Below are 14,992 nucleotides of genomic sequence, written 5' to 3' on the forward strand. Positions count from 1 at the left end.
GATTGCCTTTCCGATCGGGTACGGCCCCCAACCTACTGCGCCACGAGCCCCTTTGCGTCGCGCGCCAGTGCGGTGAGCCGGGAGATGGCGCGGAAGTACTTCTTCTTGTAGCCGCCGTTCAGCATCTCGTCACTGAACAGCCTGTCGAAGGGCAGCCCGGAGGCGAGCACCGGTATCTCGCGGTCGTAGAGGCGGTCGGCGAGGACGACGAGCCGCAGCGCGGTCGACTGGTCCGGGACCGGGCCGACGTCGGTGAGGCAGACCGCCGTCAGGTCGTCGGTGAGCGCGCCGTACCGGCTCGGGTGAACCCTGGCCAGGTGTTCGAGCAGGTGCGGGAAGTCGTCCAGGGAGGCGCCCGGGGTCCGGTACGCGGTCTCCGTGACGACCTGGTCGGAGTGAGGGGCGGGGGCCTCGGGCAGGCCCCGGTGGCGGTAGTCCTCGCCGTCGATCCGCAGCGGCCGGAAGTGCGCGGAGAGGCCCTGGATCTCGCGGAGGAAGTCGGCGGCGGCGAAGCGGCCCTCGCCGAGCTTGCCCGGGAGCGTGTTGGAGGTGGCGGCGAGCGCCACGCCGGCGTCGACCAGCTTGCCGAGCAGGCTGGAGACGAGGACGGTGTCGCCCGGGTCGTCCAGCTCGAACTCGTCGATGCACAGGAGCCGGTGCCCGCTCAGGGTCCGCACGGTCTCCTGGAAGCCGAGCGCGCCCACCAGGTTCGTCAGCTCCACGAAGGTGCCGAAGGCCTTGAGCGAGGGTTCGGCGGGCGTGGCGTGCCAGAGCGAGGCGAGCAGGTGGGTCTTGCCGACGCCGTAGCCGCCGTCGAGGTAGACGCCGCGCGGGCCGGCCGGGGCGGCGGGCTTGCGGGCGAACCAGCGCCGCTTGCCGGCGCCGCTCGCGTGCGCCCCGCCGAGGCCCTCGGCGAAGGCGGAGAGCACCTTGACGGCCTCGGACTGGCTCGGCTGGTTCGGGTCCGGGAGGTAGGTGTCGAAGCGCACCGAGTCGAAGCGCGGCGGCGGGACCATCTCCGCGACCAGCCGGTCCGCGGGGACGTGGGGCTCTCGGGAGCACAGCGAGAGCGGGGTCGCCGCTGCGGGGGCGGCTTCGTTCAGGGCACGGGTCGACACAGTTCCCCACTGTAAGCGCCGTGTCAGACTGCGAGAATGCGACGCCTGTTTCCTGTGACGGACACGACAGCCCCGAACCCCCAGGTCAACGCGGTGGACCGGGAGTGGTCCCTCGACGAGCTGGCCGACGCCTACGCCTATCCGGCGGAGGCCGAGACCTGGCTGCGGGCCAACATGGTCTCCTCGCTCGACGGCGCGGGGCAGCACGAGGGACGCTCCCACCCGCTCTCCTCCGACACCGACATGCGGATCTTTGGCACCCTCCGCGGGCTCGCGGACGTGGTCGTCGTGGGTGCGGAAACGGTACGCCAGGAGGGGTACCGGCCCGCCCGCGCCCGGGAGGCCTTCGCCGCGCGCCGGACCGCCGCGGGCCAGGGCCCGGCCCCCGTGATCGCGGTCGTCACCGCCTCGCTCGACCTGGACTTCACCCTTCCGCTTTTCGCCGCCCCGCTGGTCCCGACCCTGGTCCTGACCGGCGCCGGCGCGCCCGCCGAGCGGATCGCCGCGGCGCGGGACGCCGGGGTCGAGGTGCTCCTCGCCGGCGAGGGGGCCGCCGTCGACCCGGCCCGCGCCGTCGCCCTGCTCGCCGAGCGCGGGCTGCGGCGGCAGCTCACCGAGGGCGGGCCCCGGCTGCTCGGCCAGTTCACCGCCGCGGAGGTGCTCGACGAGCTGTGCCTGACGGTCTCCCCGACGATGACGGCCGGTGACGCCCAGCGCATCGCCCACGGGCCTTCGATCGCGCTTCCGACACGCTTTGGGCTGGCTTCTCTGCTGGAGCAGGACGGCTTCCTCTTCAGCCGCTACCGTCGGATCTGACAATCGGCGGAATTTCCCGTTCCGCTTAGCGTCCGCTGGGCACAATCACAGTCGCAATCCCCGTGCGGTCACGGGGAAGGATGGTTTCCGCAGAAGGGCTCCTGAGGTGTTCACAAGCGTTCTGATGATCGAGAAGCCCCTGACGTCCGTGGACGTGGAATTCGTCACCACCCTGCACGGCGACGAGGGCGTGTCCTTCATCGTGCTGATGCAACCGCGAGGTGATCAGGCCGACGTACTGCTGCGCGCCATCGACGACGTCGCGCTGGGCGAACTCAAGGAGGCGGCCCGGGAGGGGGACGAACCGGAGGGCAAGGAGGCCCGCGAGCCGGCCGAGCTGGCCCTGGAGCACTCGCTCCGGGCCCTGAGAGAGGCGGGCTGCGAGGCGGTCGGACAGGTGGTCGAGGACCACCCCCTGAACAAGATGAAGGCGGTCGTCGAGGAAGCGGGGGCGGACGAGGTCATCGTCCTGACCGCCCCCCACTACGTGGAGGAGTTCTTCCACCGGGACTGGGCCTCCCGCGCCCGGCACAAGGTGGGCGTCCCCGTCCTGAAGCTCTTCGCGCACAGCGAGGAGGGCGCCTAGGCGCGGAGCCGGCCGGGGCACGGGCGGACCCGTGTCCCGGCCGGCTTCCCGGGCCCCCCGCCCGCAGCCACTAGGCTGGGGAGGTCAGCGAACGCGCACAACCGGGGAGAGAACCGCATGGCACCCGCCATCCCTGCCGCCATGGAACGGCCGCACTTCATCGGCATCGGCGGTGCCGGAATGTCGGGCATCGCGAAGATCCTCGCCCAGCGCGGCGCCAAGGTCGCGGGCAGCGACGCCAAGGACTCCCCGACCGCCGAGGCGCTCCGCGCCCACGGCGTCACCGTCCACCTCGGCCACGCCGCCGAACACCTCGCCGACGACGCCTCCGCCGTCGTCGTCTCCAGCGCCATCCGCGCCGACAACCCCGAGCTCGCCCGTGCCGCCGAGCTCGGCATCCCGGTCGTCCACCGCTCCGACGCGCTCGCCTCCCTCATGGACGGCCTCACCGCGATCGCCGTCGCCGGCACCCACGGCAAGACCACCACCACCTCGATGCTGGCCGTCGCCCTCACCGAACTGGGCCTCGACCCCTCGTACGCGATCGGCGGCGACCTCGCGGGCCCCGGCACCAACGCCCGGCACGGCACCGGCGAGGTCTTCGTCGCCGAGGCCGACGAGAGCGACCGCAGCTTCCAGAAGTACGACCCCCAGGTCGCGATCGTCCTCAACGTCGAGCTCGACCACCACGCCAACTACGCCTCCATGGACGAGATCTACGAGTCCTTCGAGAAGTTCGCCGCGAAGCTCCGCCCCGGCGGCACCCTCGTCGTCGGCGAGCACGCCGGCGCCCGCGAGCTCGCCGCCCGGGTCGCCGCCGCCGGCCGCGAGGACCTCGCCGTCGTCACCGTCGGCGAGGACGAGGGCTCCGACGCCCACATCCTCAAGATCGTCCCGAACGGGATGAAGAGCGAGGTCACCGTCGCCCTCGACGGCGCCGAGCACACCTTCACCGTCTCCGTCCCCGGCCGCCACTACGCCCACAACGCCGCCGCGGCCCTCGCCGCCGGCGCCCGCGCGGGCCTCGACCCGGCCGCCCTCGCCCAGGCGCTCACCGCCTACACCGGCGTCGGCCGCCGCCTCCAGCTCAAGGGCGAGGCCGCGGGCGTCCAGGTCATCGACTCCTACGCCCACCACCCCACCGAGATGACCGCCGACCTGGAGGCCATGCGCGGCGCCGCCGGCGACGCCCGCCTCCTCGTCGTCTTCCAGCCGCACCTCTTCTCCCGCACCCAGGAGCTCGGCAAGGAGATGGGCGAGGCGCTGGCCCTCGCCGACGGCTCCGTCGTCCTCGACATCTACCCGGCCCGCGAGGACCCGATCCCCGGTGTCACCAGCGAGCTGATCCTCGACGCGGCCCGCGCCGCCGGCGCCGACGTCACCGCCGTCCACGACAAGACGGCCGTCCCCGAGACGATCGCGGGAATGGCGCGGCCCGGCGACTTCGTTCTGACCATGGGCGCGGGCGACGTCACGGACCTCGGTCCGCGGATCCTCGCCCGCCTGGCGAACTGAGGGAGTGGACGCACGATGGCGTACGAGGTCGAGAAGTCGGACGCGGAGTGGCAGGAGCAGCTGACCCCGTCGGAGTACCAGGTGCTCCGGCTGGCCGGCACGGAGCCCGCCTTCCGCGGTGAGTACACGGACACCAGGACCGAGGGCGTCTACTCCTGTCGCGCCTGCGGCGCCGAGCTCTTCACGTCGAACGAGAAGTTCGAGTCGCACTGCGGCTGGCCGTCCTTCTTCGACCCGAAGGACAGCGACGCCGTCGAGCTGGTCGCGGACACCTCCCACGGCATGGTCCGCACCGAGGTCCGCTGCGCCCGCTGCGGCTCCCACCTCGGCCACGTCTTCGAGGGCGAGGGCTACCCGACCCCCACGGACCAGCGCTACTGCATCAACTCGATCTCCCTGAGGCTGAAGCCGGCAGAGGACTGACACGACCCGGCGGTCCCCCTAAGGTGTCCGGTGACGGATCAGGGGGACCGCATGGCCGGCCGCAACTCAGCTCCGCTTCCCACCTACCGCAAGGACGCGGTGACGAGGAAGCTCTGCGCGCACGTCTACCTCGACGACACCTTCGCCCGCGACATGGACGTCGAGCTCACCGGGGACCGACTGACGGCCCTAGGCCTGCCGCTCGGGGTGAACCTGGTGGCGCTGGCGCGGCACGCGCGGGTGGCCGCGCGCCGGGTCCGGGCCAGGGACCGGACCCTGTCGCTGCTTTTCCTCGCGCTCTGGGCGGGCGTCGCGCTCCTCGCCGCCGGACTCGCCGTCGACCCGCTCCTCGGCTGGATCGGCGCCGCGATCGGGTTCGCCGCCCTCGTCGGCGGCTGGTGGGCCACCCACCACGACCTCGCCGTCTCCTGGCGGGAGGCCCAGCGGGTCTTCCAGGAGGCCGCCCGCCCCGAGGAGCAGGCCCCGGCCGTCGAGCGCGACGCGGAGGACCGGCTGCGGGCCCTCGCCCGCGCCAACGTCCTGCCGTACACCGCCTCCGCCGGGCACCACGACCCGTTCGTCGGCCACGGCGAGAAGGTGAAGGACGTCGTCTGGCACCCCATCGACGTCTCCCAGCCCGCCGACGACCCCGCCCATCCCGGCCGGAAGCTCACCGTCCGGCCCTTCGACGCGGTCGACCTGCACACCTTCGTGGCCCGGGAGATGGAGAACATATCCGGCCTGGAGGGGCTGCGCGCCAGGAACCGCCTGTACGTCTCCGGCGACCACGTCCCGTACCTCGTCGGCGAACTCCTCGACTCGCGCGTCGACCGCCCGCGCCCCCAGATCTCCCCCGACCTCGTCCGCACCGGCCTGATCAAGCCCGGCGCCGGCACCCGCACCTACCTGAGCCTGGAGCGGATCAGCGACGGCGGCCGGGTCGTGGTCTCCGTCCACATGCGCGCGCGGCTCCATCCGCCCAGCCTCTCCTGGGAGTTCATGATCTTCGTGATCCCGCCGCCGGCCGCCCGCTTCTACACCGTCACCACCCTCCCCACCCAGGGCTTCGACCGGTTCCGGATGCTCCTCAGCGGCACCAACTCCATCTGGTGGCGCTGCCTCACCGGCTCCTGGGCCCGCTCCGCCCGCCGCGCCTCCCAGGAACGCGACCGCGCCCGGGCCCTGCGGCGCGCCCGCCGCGACATCACGCGCCGCAACACCCTGCACGACCACGGCGCCACCGACAGCATCCGCGAACGCGTCTCCGACCCCGAGCAGATGCTCTTCAGCGACTCCGCCGACGCCCAGGACTACCTCCAGCGCCTCCAGGGCGGCATCCTCATCGCCACGGAACGCTTCCTGAAGGACCATCACGTCGACAGCGCGTCCTTCGACTCCACCAAGCAGATCATCAACTCGAACCCGACGTACAACTTCAACGGGATCGTCCAGGGCAACGCCTTCGGGCACCAGAACGTCGTCCAGAACACACCCGGCCAGCCCGGGGGCGGCGGCGGACAGCCCGGCCCCGGCGGCCAGTGGGCACAAGGTAAGGGGACCCCGTGACCACCTTCAACTTCAACGGCCCGGTGAGCGGCAACGCCTTCGGCAACGACAACACCGTCACCAACAACCACTTCCACCCGGCCGCCGAGCCGGTCACCGCCCGCGCCCTCGCCGAGCAGCTGGTGACCCTGCTGCGCGAACAGCCCGCGGCCACTGGCGCGGTCGCCCCCGCGGAGTCCGTACGGGACGAACTCGCCGCCGCCGAGCGGGAGAACCGCCCCGTCGACGAGGGCCGGGTCCGCACCGCGCTCGCCGCCGTCGAGCCGTACGTCACGGTCGGCAGCGGCGGCATGGCCCTGCTCCAGGGCATCCTGGCGATCTTCGGCGGCTGACGGACGGCCGGGGGCGCCGAGGCGGCCGGGGCCGCCGGCCGCCCCTCGCCGGGTCAGCGCGCGCGGACCTCGGCCCTTGCCCCGTCGGCCAGTTCGAGGGCGAGGCCGGCGCGCAGCGGCACCGTCTGGCCCGGCACGATCCGCTGGCTGGTGCCGTCCGAGCGGGTGCCGGTCCACGCCTCCGCCGAGCGGTTGGCGAGCCCGTACCGGCCCGGCTTCTGCGGGTGCTCGACCAGCTCGGCGACGAGGCTGCCGTCCGAGTAGTCGTGCCGCGTCGGCTCGGCCGTCAGGTGGTGGCGGTGGATCCGGGCCGCCCGCCCCAGCATGATGTGCCGCTCCGACCGGGGCGGCGGGGTGGTCACCACCAGCCGGGGCGGCAGCACCAGCGGGGCGCCGTCCTTCCAGCAGGTCCCGGGCGTCGTCGTGCCGGGCTCCGTCATGTTCGCCCGGCCGCAGTTCGGGCACTCCACGATCGCGTCACGGGCCGCCCGCAGCGCGTCGCGCCACTGGGACTCGCGCACCCGGGCCGACGGCTCCCGCAGCCCCACGGTGAAGTTCTGCGTGAACAGCCGCTGGAGCGACGGCGGCACCAGCGGCCACAGCACCCGCGCCGTCGTGTGCTCCACCGGGTCCGGGCGGTTGTCCGGGTCGTCCGGGTCGAAGACGAACAGCGGGTCCTTGCCGTACAGCCGGCGCTCCGCGTGCTCGTCCAGGCAGCGGATCGCCAGTTCCCTGGCCCCCTTGAAGGGGTGGTGGTTCACCAGGAACATGAAGAGCAGCACCGACAGCGAGTGCAGGTCGCTCTGGGTGCCGGGCATGGCCCCCGGGTCACCGCGCACCAGCTCCGGCGCCATGAAGCCCATGGTGCCGGAGATGCCGCTGCGGTCGCCCTCCACCACCGCGTTGTCGTTGTCGCAGACCAGGACGTCGCCGGTGGCCGGGTCGAAGAAGATGTTGCCCCAGGAGATGTCCCGGTAGGCGATGCCGCGCGAGTGCAGCGCCTGGTAGGCCTCCACCGTGTACAGGCAGGCGGTGAGCAGCTCCCGGAAGCTCGTGGTGACCGTCCGCCGGAACAGTTCGGGCAGACCCCGGAAGCGGTCGGGGCGCAGGTCCATCAGATAGCCGAAGCGGTCCGGTGCCGCGTCGACGAACGCGGTCGGCCACAGGAACCGCTCGTCGTCGAAGTCCCGCTCCACCAGGTCCTCGACGACCCGCCGCTGCTGCGGGGTCGCGCTCTCGGGGTAGTACCACTTGAGCGCCTTGGCGGAGCCGTCGGGGAGCGTCACCCGGTAGACCTCGCCCTGGCCGCCCTGGCCGAGCAGCCGGTCGACGACGAGCGTCTTCCCGGTGCCGGTCGTCAGCGTGTCCCCGTTGTCGAGCATGCCGCTCATGGTCGTTCGCTCTCCTCGTCGTCGTTCGCATCGGATGGGGCGGCCGCGTCCGCCTCGGGGCCCCAGGGCCCGGCGGGCTCCGGAGCCCGTGCCCAGGCCTCCCGGGGGTCGGACCCCGGCTCCGCCCGGTGGGCCAGGGCCAGGGTCGTGTCGTCGCCGGAGTGGCGGGACGCGGCCTCCAGCCAGCGCGGTACGTCGTCCTCGATGCCGGGCAGGCCCCGGGAGGACAGTCGTTCGTAGAGTCCGGCCGTGAACTCGGTGAAGCCGGCGTCCGAGGCGAAGCTCTTCGAGAGGCCGTCGGTGGAGAGGGCGACCAGCCGGGGCGCCCGCGCCGGGTCGGGCAGGGGCTCCCAGTGGACGCGGACCAGGTGCCAGGCCTCGTGGAGGCAGAGGGAGGCGGTCTCGTCGCCGAGTTCGGCGTGCTCGGGCGCGAGCGGGAGCCGGACCCGGCCGTCCGGGTCCACCACGGTCAGATCGCCGTCGCCCAACTGCCAGGCCACGAAGAGACCGGGCGCCAGGACGGCTCCGACGAGCGTGGAGCCGTACAGCCGCAGGACCTCCTCGCGGGGCGCGTCGGCGCCCTCGGGGCCGGGCTGGCGACCCCAGTGAGCCCACACCCTGGCCTGCCAGTCCCGCACCAGCTGCTCCGGCAGCTCGTAGCGGGCGTAGTCGCGCAGCCAGGGCAGCCGGCCGGTGCGGACGAGCGCGCCGAACTCCCGCCCCTTGGCGGCGAACAGGTCGGCGGCGAAGCGGGCGCCGATGTCGCTGCGCGGGTACGAGGCGGAGCCGTGGCCGTCGGCGACGGCGAGGACCACCGGGTCGGTCGCCGCTCCCGTGCCGTCGGTCAGGACCGCGTCCTGGTTGAGCTTCTTGCCGTAGCCGATGACGCTCGTTTCGAGGATGTCCCAGGTCGCCAGGGCGCTCACCACACGTCGTCGTCGTCGGTGGCGAGCACCGGCGGCGCGTACGGCGCGGCCGGCTTGGTGGGGCCGTCGCCCGTGCCGTTGCCGCCGGCGACGGGCTGGGAGGCGGCCTTCACGGCGGCCGTCGACGCCCAGCGGATGGCGGCGGCGAGCTGCTTCGGGCTGTTGGCGTCCAGCGGCCGCAGCTCCGGGTTGGCCAGGAACTCCTGGAGCACGCCACGGTCGGCGTCCGCGCCGATCGCGATGGCCACCCGGACCGCCTTGCGGCCCCACGGCGTCGCCTCGATGGCCCGCAACCCGGCCCGCCAGTCGTCGGTGGGGGCCCCGTCGGAGACGAGCGCGATCACCGGCTTGAGGGCGCGCTCCGGCATCGGCGGGGTGCGCAGCTCGCCGGCGACCAGGGCCAGCGCCTCGCCGAGGTTGGTGGTGCCGTCGGGCGTCACGTCCTGCCAGGTGAAGTCGTGGACCTTCACCGGGTCCTTGTGGTGCCAGCGGGCGGTGGTGGAGAAGGTGATGGTGCGGAGCAGGAGCTGGGCGGCCGGGTTGTCGTCGGCCACCGAGCGCATCTCCGGGATCGCCTCCCGGATCGCGTAGTTGAGCTGGCCGATCTTCTCGCCGGACATCGAGTACGAGGTGTCGAGCAGCCAGATGAAGTGCACCGGGCGGTTGGCCATGGCGCCGCCGGGGAGGTCGGACACGATTTCCTCCAGGGGAGTCAGGGGTTCAGGGAGTCGGGACGGGTGGTCGGGGGACGGTCGGTCGGACCGGGGGCGCGGGGATCAGGGGGAGGTGCCGGTGGTGGCCGTCAGCTCCTCCCAGCGGGCGGGGACGTCCTCGGCGAGCCGGAGGATCGCGTCGAGCAGCCCGGGCGCCCCGTACACGGCGCCGAGGGCCGCCGCCGTGAGGACGAGGACGGTGGCCGTCGTCAGCAGGGCGCGTACGGCCTTCCGGGCGCGGGCGACCCGGGGGGTGACCACGGTCATCGGGCGCGCACCCCCGTCCCGCCGGGCCGGGCGTCGACGAGCGGGCCGACCCGCAGTCCGGACCGGGAGAGCAGCCACAGGACGGGTTCGGCGGCCCGCCGGGCCTCGGGGTCGAGGGCACCGGTGCCGGTGGCGGTGAAGGCGCTGACGGACCAGTAGCGGGCGGTTTCGAACTGGTGGGTGAGGTTGCGGACGAGCCCGCCGAGGCCGAGCGCGGTCAGCCAGCCGTCTATCTGCGCGCCCGCGGGCGGCAGGGAGGCGATCCGGTCGAGCACGTCCCGTTTGGTGACGACGACGGCCACGGGCAGTCTTCCCCTCCGTCCGACGAGTGCGGTGAGTTCGCCGCTGAGCCCGTCGAAGGTCTCGACGGGGCCCTGGGCGGCGGGCCGGGCGTCCTCGGCGGTGCCGCTGTCGGCCTCGGCCACCCGCTGCCGGACGACCCGGTCGGCGAGGACGTCGACGACGAAGAGGACCCCGTCGGCGTGGGCGAGGTACTGCTGTTCGCGCAGCCGGTCGGCACCCTGGAGGGCCTCGCCCATGGGGTCGTACAGGTAGAGCAGCCGGCGGCGCCGGCCCCTGCCGACGAGGATCATCCAGGCCCGCTGGTCGCCCTGCGTCTTCAGCGCCCAGTCGTCGTCCCTGAGCCGCTGGTCGAGGAGGGCGCCGTCGTGCCGGTCGGCGTCGGAGGCGTAGTCGAGGGTGAGCGCGCCGCTCGTGGCCCAGGACCGCAGCCCGGCGACGACGGCGGCCATCAGCATGGTCTTGCCGGAGGAGGAGGCGCCGATCAGGGGCACGTGCACCACCCGGGTGGTGGCGAGGGACGGCGGCAGCGGCCGGTCGCAGGCGGGGCACTCGGCGGCGACGCGCGCCCGTCCGGTGAGGAGCGAGGCGGGCAGCCTGACCCCGCACCGGCAGACGTGCCGGAAGACGCCGTACCGCCCGGGCCGCAGCTCCCGGTGGACCTCGTTGCCGCACGTGCAGCGGTGGGCGGCCAGCGGCACCGGCCGGTGGCAGCCGGGGTGCGGGCACACGGTCCGGATGCGGAAGGTCAGCAGCCAGGCCCGCTCGGCCCCGCGCAGCGCTCCGACGGCGAGCAGCCACCCGGCCCACACGAGGGTGGCCAGCAGCGCGAAGACGAGCAGCGCGGCGCCGTGCAGGACGGCGACCAGCAGCACCGCGAGGGTGGCGCCGAGCGCGGTGCCGGGGGCCATGAGCAGCAGCCACAGCCGGCTGACCGGGTTGCCGCCCGGCGCGCCGGTGGAGGGCCGGCGGCGCTGGAGCAGGCGGGCGACGACGGTCGCCATCCAGTGGCTCCGCCACCGCCGCCAGGGGGCCCGCAGTCCGGCGCCGAGGACGCCCGCCGTGTCGACCCACAACTGCCGCGCCCAGTAGGAGGGGTGGGCGGGCTCGGTGTCGAGGGCGATGACCCGCTGGTCGGAGCGGCCCGCGTCGAAGGGGCCGAGTTCGACCACGGCGGCCCTGGTGGCGGTGGCGAGCAGCTTCCAGAACGCGTTGCCGACGCAGACCAGGAGGGCTGTGACGGCCCACAGCACGACGAGCAGGGTGAGGACCAGTTCGGTGAGTTGTCCGCCGTTCACGCCGTCACCTCCCGCCTTCGCGCGGCGGCCGGACGTCGCCCCAGCGGGGTTCCTGGGCCTTGTCGGGCCGCCGTCCGCCGCCGAGGCGGCGGAAGAGCTGCCTCATACCGCCGGCGGGCCGGCACCACTCCTCGAAGGCGGCCCGCCGGGACGGCGCCCGGCGGGCGACGAGGTCGGCCGCCGCCCGGACCTGGTCGTCGGGCAGCCGGCGCACGACGGGCCGCAGCACCTCTTCGAGGAGGCCCGTGCGGGTCAGTTCCCACAGGGGTCCGACGCGCTCGTGGGAGGTCCAGACGACGTAGCAGTCGGCGACCCGGTGCGGGGCGGCGAGGAAGTCGGTGAGGACGGGGGAGCGGGCCGCCTTGTCGTAGGCGTCGATGAGGGTCGGGTCGTTGCTCTCGGCGAAGGCCTTCATCTCCTCGGCGGGACGCTGCGGCCTGAGCAGCAGCAGCGCGAGGGCGCGCGCGGCCCGCCTCTGGACGGCGGGCCGGGCGTTGTGAGAGAGGCCCTGGACCCGGTGGACGAGGCCGCCGTGGGGAACGCTGGGGTCGCCGTCGGGGTGCTGGAGGGCGTGGACGAGGGAGAGCAGCTTCAGGTCGGCGACGACGGACCGGCCGAGCGCCTCGACGCCTTCGGCGAGGAGCCGTTTGGCGAGCAGCGGGGCGTCGGAGTCGCTCGCGGGCGCCTCGATGGCGGCGGCCACCAGGTCGTCCCAGGTGCCGGCGGCCTGGTGGAGGGCGGCGCCGTCGTCGAGCAGGGCGGACGCCTCGGCGGCCGTCTGGGTGCGGTCGGGCCAGACGAGGGCCAGCGCGGTGCGCAGCACCATCGGCGTGGGCGGCGCGCCGTCCACGCCGGCCGCCCCGCGCAGTTCGCGCAGGACCGCGGTCCGGTTCCCCGTGCCGGGGTCGGGCTCCCGGGCCGCCGCGCACAGCCGCAGGTGGGGCCGGTCCCCGGGCGGGTCGAGGGGCCCGTCGAGGGGGAGCGGTACGGCGCGCAGCGCGCGGGCCACGGCCGGCGGGTCGTCGGCGGCCCGGGTCTCCAGGAGGTCCAGGAAGCGGACCCGCAGCGGCTCGGACGCGGCCAGGACGTCCGGCACGTCCCGGACGGAGTGGGCGTCGGCGCCGGCCCGGTCCAGGACGCGGCGGCAGAGGCGTTCGGCGAGCCCGGGCAGCAGGTCCTCGTGTTCGACGCCGAGCGCCCGGGCGGTGGTGAGGAGCCCGCCGACCCGTCGCAGCGGGGTGGTGGGGGTGGCGATGCCGGCACGGACGGGTTCGCCGAGTTCACCGGTGAGCCGGGTGCGGTACGGCTCGGGGAGCGCACCCGGCGGCACCGGCGGGGGCGTGGCGGCCCTGTCGTGGACGGCGGCGGCGACGAGCCGGGCGGTGACCGGGGCGGTGACGGCGAGCGGGACGGTGTCGCGGAAGGCGGCGAGCAGTCCGGCGAGGGCGTCCGGGGCGAGCGCGCCGGGCCGGCCCTCCTCGCAGACGGCCCGCAGGAAGGCCTCCAGGGCGGTCTCGTCCAGGGCGCGGGGGTGGTCGGCGGCCCAGCGGGCGGCTTCGGCGACGGCACCGGCGGGGACGGGCACGCCCCGGGCGAGGGCGAGCGCGGCGAGCGGCCCGGCGGCGAAGGGCCCGGCGCCGGGCAGGTCGCGGGCCGACTTGAGGAGCGCGTTGGCCCCGGCGGCCCAGACGGCGGCGGCGGTGAGCGCCCACGCGTCGTCGGTGGCGGGCGGTGCGGCGCGCGGGTCTGAGCGGTCGTGGACGGCGTACCGGTGGGGCTGCCCGGTGACGGCCCGGGCGTCCTCGGGGCGGACGCCGACGACCTGGTGGCGGGCGTGCTGGGGCCGCCGGGTGTACGTGGTGAAGGTGAGGTTCCTGGCGACGTCCCGGGGGAGCGCGGCGCAGGCGACGATCAGCCAGTGGGCGACGTCCCGGCTGTCCTGCTCGGCGATGACCACCTGCGGGGCCTGCGGGTCCTCGGCGAGGCGCCGCAGGTCGGCGAGGAGGGCGGCGAGCCGCGGTCCGGCCTCGGCGGCGAACGCGGTGAGCGTGGCCCCGAGGCCGCCGGGCAGTCCCGGGGTGAGACGCTCCAGGGGCGGCGGCGCGCCGCCCTCGGGGGAGCGGTCCGTCCATTCGGCGGCGCCCCACATCGCGATGGGCGGCAGGTCGTCGGGGAGCGTCTCGCCGGCGGGCACGAGCAGGGCGTGGGCGTGGAAGTTGCCCCAGCGGCCGCTGTAGTCGGCGCCGGTGTAGACGGTGCGGCTCAGCAGTCCGCTGCCGTCGGACAGCCGGGTGAAGCCGAACATCTCGGGGAACGCGCCGAGTTCGTCGTCGGTCGGCCGGGCGGGGGCGTCCCGGGGCGGCTCGTAGCCGACGAGTTGTTCGGCCTCGCGCAGCACGGCGTGGGGCACGCCGGGGCTGACGGCGGTGAAGCGGAAGCCGGAGCCGTCGGGCCCCGGGGGCGCCGAGGTGTAGTGCATCTGGAGGAGGCTCACGCGACCGGCACCCCCTTGCCGTTCTCGCGCGGCGGCTTGGCGACGGGCAGGAGCCCGCGCCGGGCGAGCAGCCAGAGCAGCGGGTCCTCGACCCGCACGGGCTGGGGTCCGGTGGCGGGCGCGTCGGCGGGGGAGTCGTCGGGCGGCGGTGCGCCGAGAGCGGAGATCCCGAAGAGCGAGACCTCGGAGAAGTCCCGCTCCAGCTGCCGCCACAGCGCGCCGGAGCCCCAGCCCTCCAGGAGGGACCGGGTCTCCTCGTGGACGGCGAGCCGGTCGGCGGGGTCGTACCGGCCGCCGGTGTGCGGGGCGTTGCCGAGCAGCGGCGAGTGCGGGTCGAGCAGGCCGCGCACGGTGTCGGTCTTGGTGACGGCGACGGCCAGCGGGGTGCCGACCCGGCCCCGGGAGCCGGCCCGGCCGTGCGAGCGGAGCTGGGTGGCGAGCTCGGCGGCGATCTGGAGGGCGGGGGTGTCCCGGGCGGGTACGGGCCCGCCGCGGTCGCCGACGGTGTCGCGGACGGCACCGAGCTGGAGCGGGTCGACGAGGAGCACGATGCCGTCGGCGGCGCTGAGGTACTGGGTGTAGAGGTTCATCGCCTCGGCGGACTTGAGGTCCTCGCCGGCCGCGTCGAAGAAGACGAGGGCGGTGTGCCGGCTGCCGTCGCGGCCGAAGCCCTTGCGGGGCAGGCTCAGCCGGTAGAGCAGCGGGTCGTTGAAGCCGGCGGCGGAGGGGATGGTGGCGTCGGGCAGCCGCATCCGGTCGTACAGGTCCTCGGCCATCTCGCGGTCGCGCCGCTGGCTCTCGTCGCCCATGGCGGCGAGCGCCGCGCCGTACGCCTGGCCGACCCGGTGCCGGAGTTCGTTGACGAGCACGGACACGTAGGTGCTCTTGCCGGAGGCCTTGGCGCCGACCAGGGCGATGATCCGGCTGTCCTGCTCGCAGTAGTCGCTGGGCAGGTCGCTGTGGCAGTTGGCGCAGACCCGGACCGGGGTGGGCACCCCGCAGTGCGGGCACTCGGCGCGCGGCCCGGCTCCGCGCAGCCCGCCGAAGCCGCGCGGCGGGGTGAAGACGGGGCCCCGCATGTACGCGGCGGGGGCGCGCGTCGAGCCGGTGAAGCCCGCCCACACGTCGTCCCGTTCGGGGGCGCAGGGCGTGCCGCCGCGCAGGCCGGTCCGTGCCATCAGGCAGCGGTAGGGCAGCCGGGCGGCCTGTGTGCGGTGAAAGCAGTAGGGGCAGATCACCGTCGTCAT

General features: G+C 74.6%; 14 protein-coding genes. 6 read left to right on the forward strand and 8 right to left on the reverse strand.

Translation table 11 applies throughout. The annotated features are described in order from the left end of the window. Window positions 1-32: 32 nt before the first annotated feature. Window positions 33-1,118, reverse strand: coding sequence for a cell division protein ZapE (gene zapE / locus ACFZCF_RS25355; protein ID WP_388448891.1), 1,086 nt, complete (start codon window positions 1,116-1,118; stop codon window positions 33-35). Window positions 1,119-1,154: 36 nt separating this feature from the next. Between zapE and ACFZCF_RS25360 the strand changes: the two genes are divergently transcribed. From ACFZCF_RS25360 to ACFZCF_RS25385, 6 genes are all read left to right on the forward strand, one after another. Beyond that, the gene (locus ACFZCF_RS25360) at window positions 1,155-1,934 is read left to right on the forward strand and encodes a pyrimidine reductase family protein (protein WP_388448889.1); all 780 of its coding nucleotides are present in this window, start codon (window positions 1,155-1,157) and stop codon (window positions 1,932-1,934) included. Window positions 1,935-2,040: 106 nt separating this feature from the next. Further along, window positions 2,041-2,520 carry an indole-3-glycerol phosphate synthase gene (locus ACFZCF_RS25365; protein ID WP_388448887.1) on the forward strand — a complete coding sequence of 160 codons (480 nt, stop codon included), beginning with the start codon at window positions 2,041-2,043 and terminating at the stop codon, window positions 2,518-2,520. A gap of 117 nt (window positions 2,521-2,637) precedes the next feature. Continuing rightward, window positions 2,638-4,035, forward strand: coding sequence for a UDP-N-acetylmuramate--L-alanine ligase (murC, locus tag ACFZCF_RS25370; protein ID WP_388448885.1), 1,398 nt, complete (start codon window positions 2,638-2,640; stop codon window positions 4,033-4,035). A gap of 15 nt (window positions 4,036-4,050) precedes the next feature. Next, a complete protein-coding gene (gene msrB, locus ACFZCF_RS25375) occupies window positions 4,051-4,458 on the forward strand; it encodes a peptide-methionine (R)-S-oxide reductase MsrB (protein WP_388448883.1) in 408 nt (135 codons plus the stop codon). A 30-nt stretch (window positions 4,459-4,488) separates the two neighbouring features. Beyond that, the gene (locus tag ACFZCF_RS25380) at window positions 4,489-6,024 is read left to right on the forward strand and encodes a hypothetical protein (RefSeq protein ID WP_391288977.1); all 1,536 of its coding nucleotides are present in this window, start codon (window positions 4,489-4,491) and stop codon (window positions 6,022-6,024) included. After that, complete coding sequence (locus ACFZCF_RS25385) at window positions 6,021-6,356, forward strand: hypothetical protein (RefSeq protein ID WP_388448879.1); 336 nt, start codon at window positions 6,021-6,023, stop codon at window positions 6,354-6,356. Before ACFZCF_RS25380 ends, ACFZCF_RS25385 begins: the two co-directional genes overlap by 4 nt. A gap of 53 nt (window positions 6,357-6,409) precedes the next feature. On the opposite strand, the gene ACFZCF_RS25390 is transcribed toward ACFZCF_RS25385, so the two are convergent. From ACFZCF_RS25390 to ACFZCF_RS25420, 7 genes are all read right to left on the reverse strand, one after another. Beyond that, the gene (locus ACFZCF_RS25390; RefSeq protein ID WP_391288980.1) at window positions 6,410-7,747 is read right to left on the reverse strand and encodes a protein kinase; all 1,338 of its coding nucleotides are present in this window, start codon (window positions 7,745-7,747) and stop codon (window positions 6,410-6,412) included. Further along, on the reverse strand, window positions 7,744-8,673 hold the full coding sequence (locus ACFZCF_RS25395; RefSeq protein WP_388448875.1) for a PP2C family serine/threonine-protein phosphatase: 930 nt from the start codon (window positions 8,671-8,673) through the stop codon (window positions 7,744-7,746). Before ACFZCF_RS25395 ends, ACFZCF_RS25390 begins: the two co-directional genes overlap by 4 nt. Continuing rightward, a complete protein-coding gene (locus ACFZCF_RS25400; protein WP_388449014.1) occupies window positions 8,670-9,344 on the reverse strand; it encodes a tellurium resistance protein in 675 nt (224 codons plus the stop codon). The genes ACFZCF_RS25395 and ACFZCF_RS25400 overlap by 4 nt, the downstream gene beginning before the upstream one ends. A 105-nt stretch (window positions 9,345-9,449) precedes the next feature. Next, window positions 9,450-9,653 (reverse strand): hypothetical protein, encoded by a 204-nt coding sequence (locus ACFZCF_RS25405; protein WP_388448872.1) that lies wholly within the window; start codon window positions 9,651-9,653, stop codon window positions 9,450-9,452. Beyond that, window positions 9,650-11,251 carry a hypothetical protein gene (locus ACFZCF_RS25410; protein ID WP_391288983.1) on the reverse strand — a complete coding sequence of 534 codons (1,602 nt, stop codon included), beginning with the start codon at window positions 11,249-11,251 and terminating at the stop codon, window positions 9,650-9,652. The genes ACFZCF_RS25405 and ACFZCF_RS25410 overlap by 4 nt, the downstream gene beginning before the upstream one ends. A gap of 4 nt (window positions 11,252-11,255) precedes the next feature. Next, on the reverse strand, window positions 11,256-13,745 hold the full coding sequence (locus ACFZCF_RS25415; RefSeq protein WP_391288985.1) for a GTPase-associated protein 1-related protein: 2,490 nt from the start codon (window positions 13,743-13,745) through the stop codon (window positions 11,256-11,258). Next, the gene (locus ACFZCF_RS25420) at window positions 13,742-14,992 is read right to left on the reverse strand and encodes a hypothetical protein (protein WP_391288987.1); all 1,251 of its coding nucleotides are present in this window, start codon (window positions 14,990-14,992) and stop codon (window positions 13,742-13,744) included. Before ACFZCF_RS25420 ends, ACFZCF_RS25415 begins: the two co-directional genes overlap by 4 nt.

The sequence above is a fragment of the Streptomyces sp. NPDC007945 genome, assembly GCF_042958885.1.
GTDB lineage: Bacteria > Actinomycetota > Actinomycetes > Streptomycetales > Streptomycetaceae > Streptomyces.

What these genes read in the sequence shown, in the direction of transcription:
- ACFZCF_RS25360 (WP_388448889.1), top strand. Translation starts at nt 1,155, where the DNA reads ATGCGACGCCTGTTTCCTGTGACGGACACGACAGCCCCGAACCCCCAG.
- murC (WP_388448885.1), top strand. Translation starts at nt 2,638, where the DNA reads ATGGCACCCGCCATCCCTGCCGCCATGGAACGGCCGCACTTCATCGGC.
- msrB (WP_388448883.1), top strand. Translation starts at nt 4,051, where the DNA reads ATGGCGTACGAGGTCGAGAAGTCGGACGCGGAGTGGCAGGAGCAGCTG.
- ACFZCF_RS25390 (WP_391288980.1), bottom strand. Translation starts at nt 7,747, where the DNA reads ATGAGCGGCATGCTCGACAACGGGGACACGCTGACGACCGGCACCGGG.
- ACFZCF_RS25400 (WP_388449014.1), bottom strand. Translation starts at nt 9,344, where the DNA reads ATGGCCAACCGCCCGGTGCACTTCATCTGGCTGCTCGACACCTCGTAC.
- ACFZCF_RS25405 (WP_388448872.1), bottom strand. Translation starts at nt 9,653, where the DNA reads ATGACCGTGGTCACCCCCCGGGTCGCCCGCGCCCGGAAGGCCGTACGC.
- ACFZCF_RS25420 (WP_391288987.1), bottom strand. Translation starts at nt 14,992, where the DNA reads ATGACGACGGTGATCTGCCCCTACTGCTTTCACCGCACACAGGCCGCC.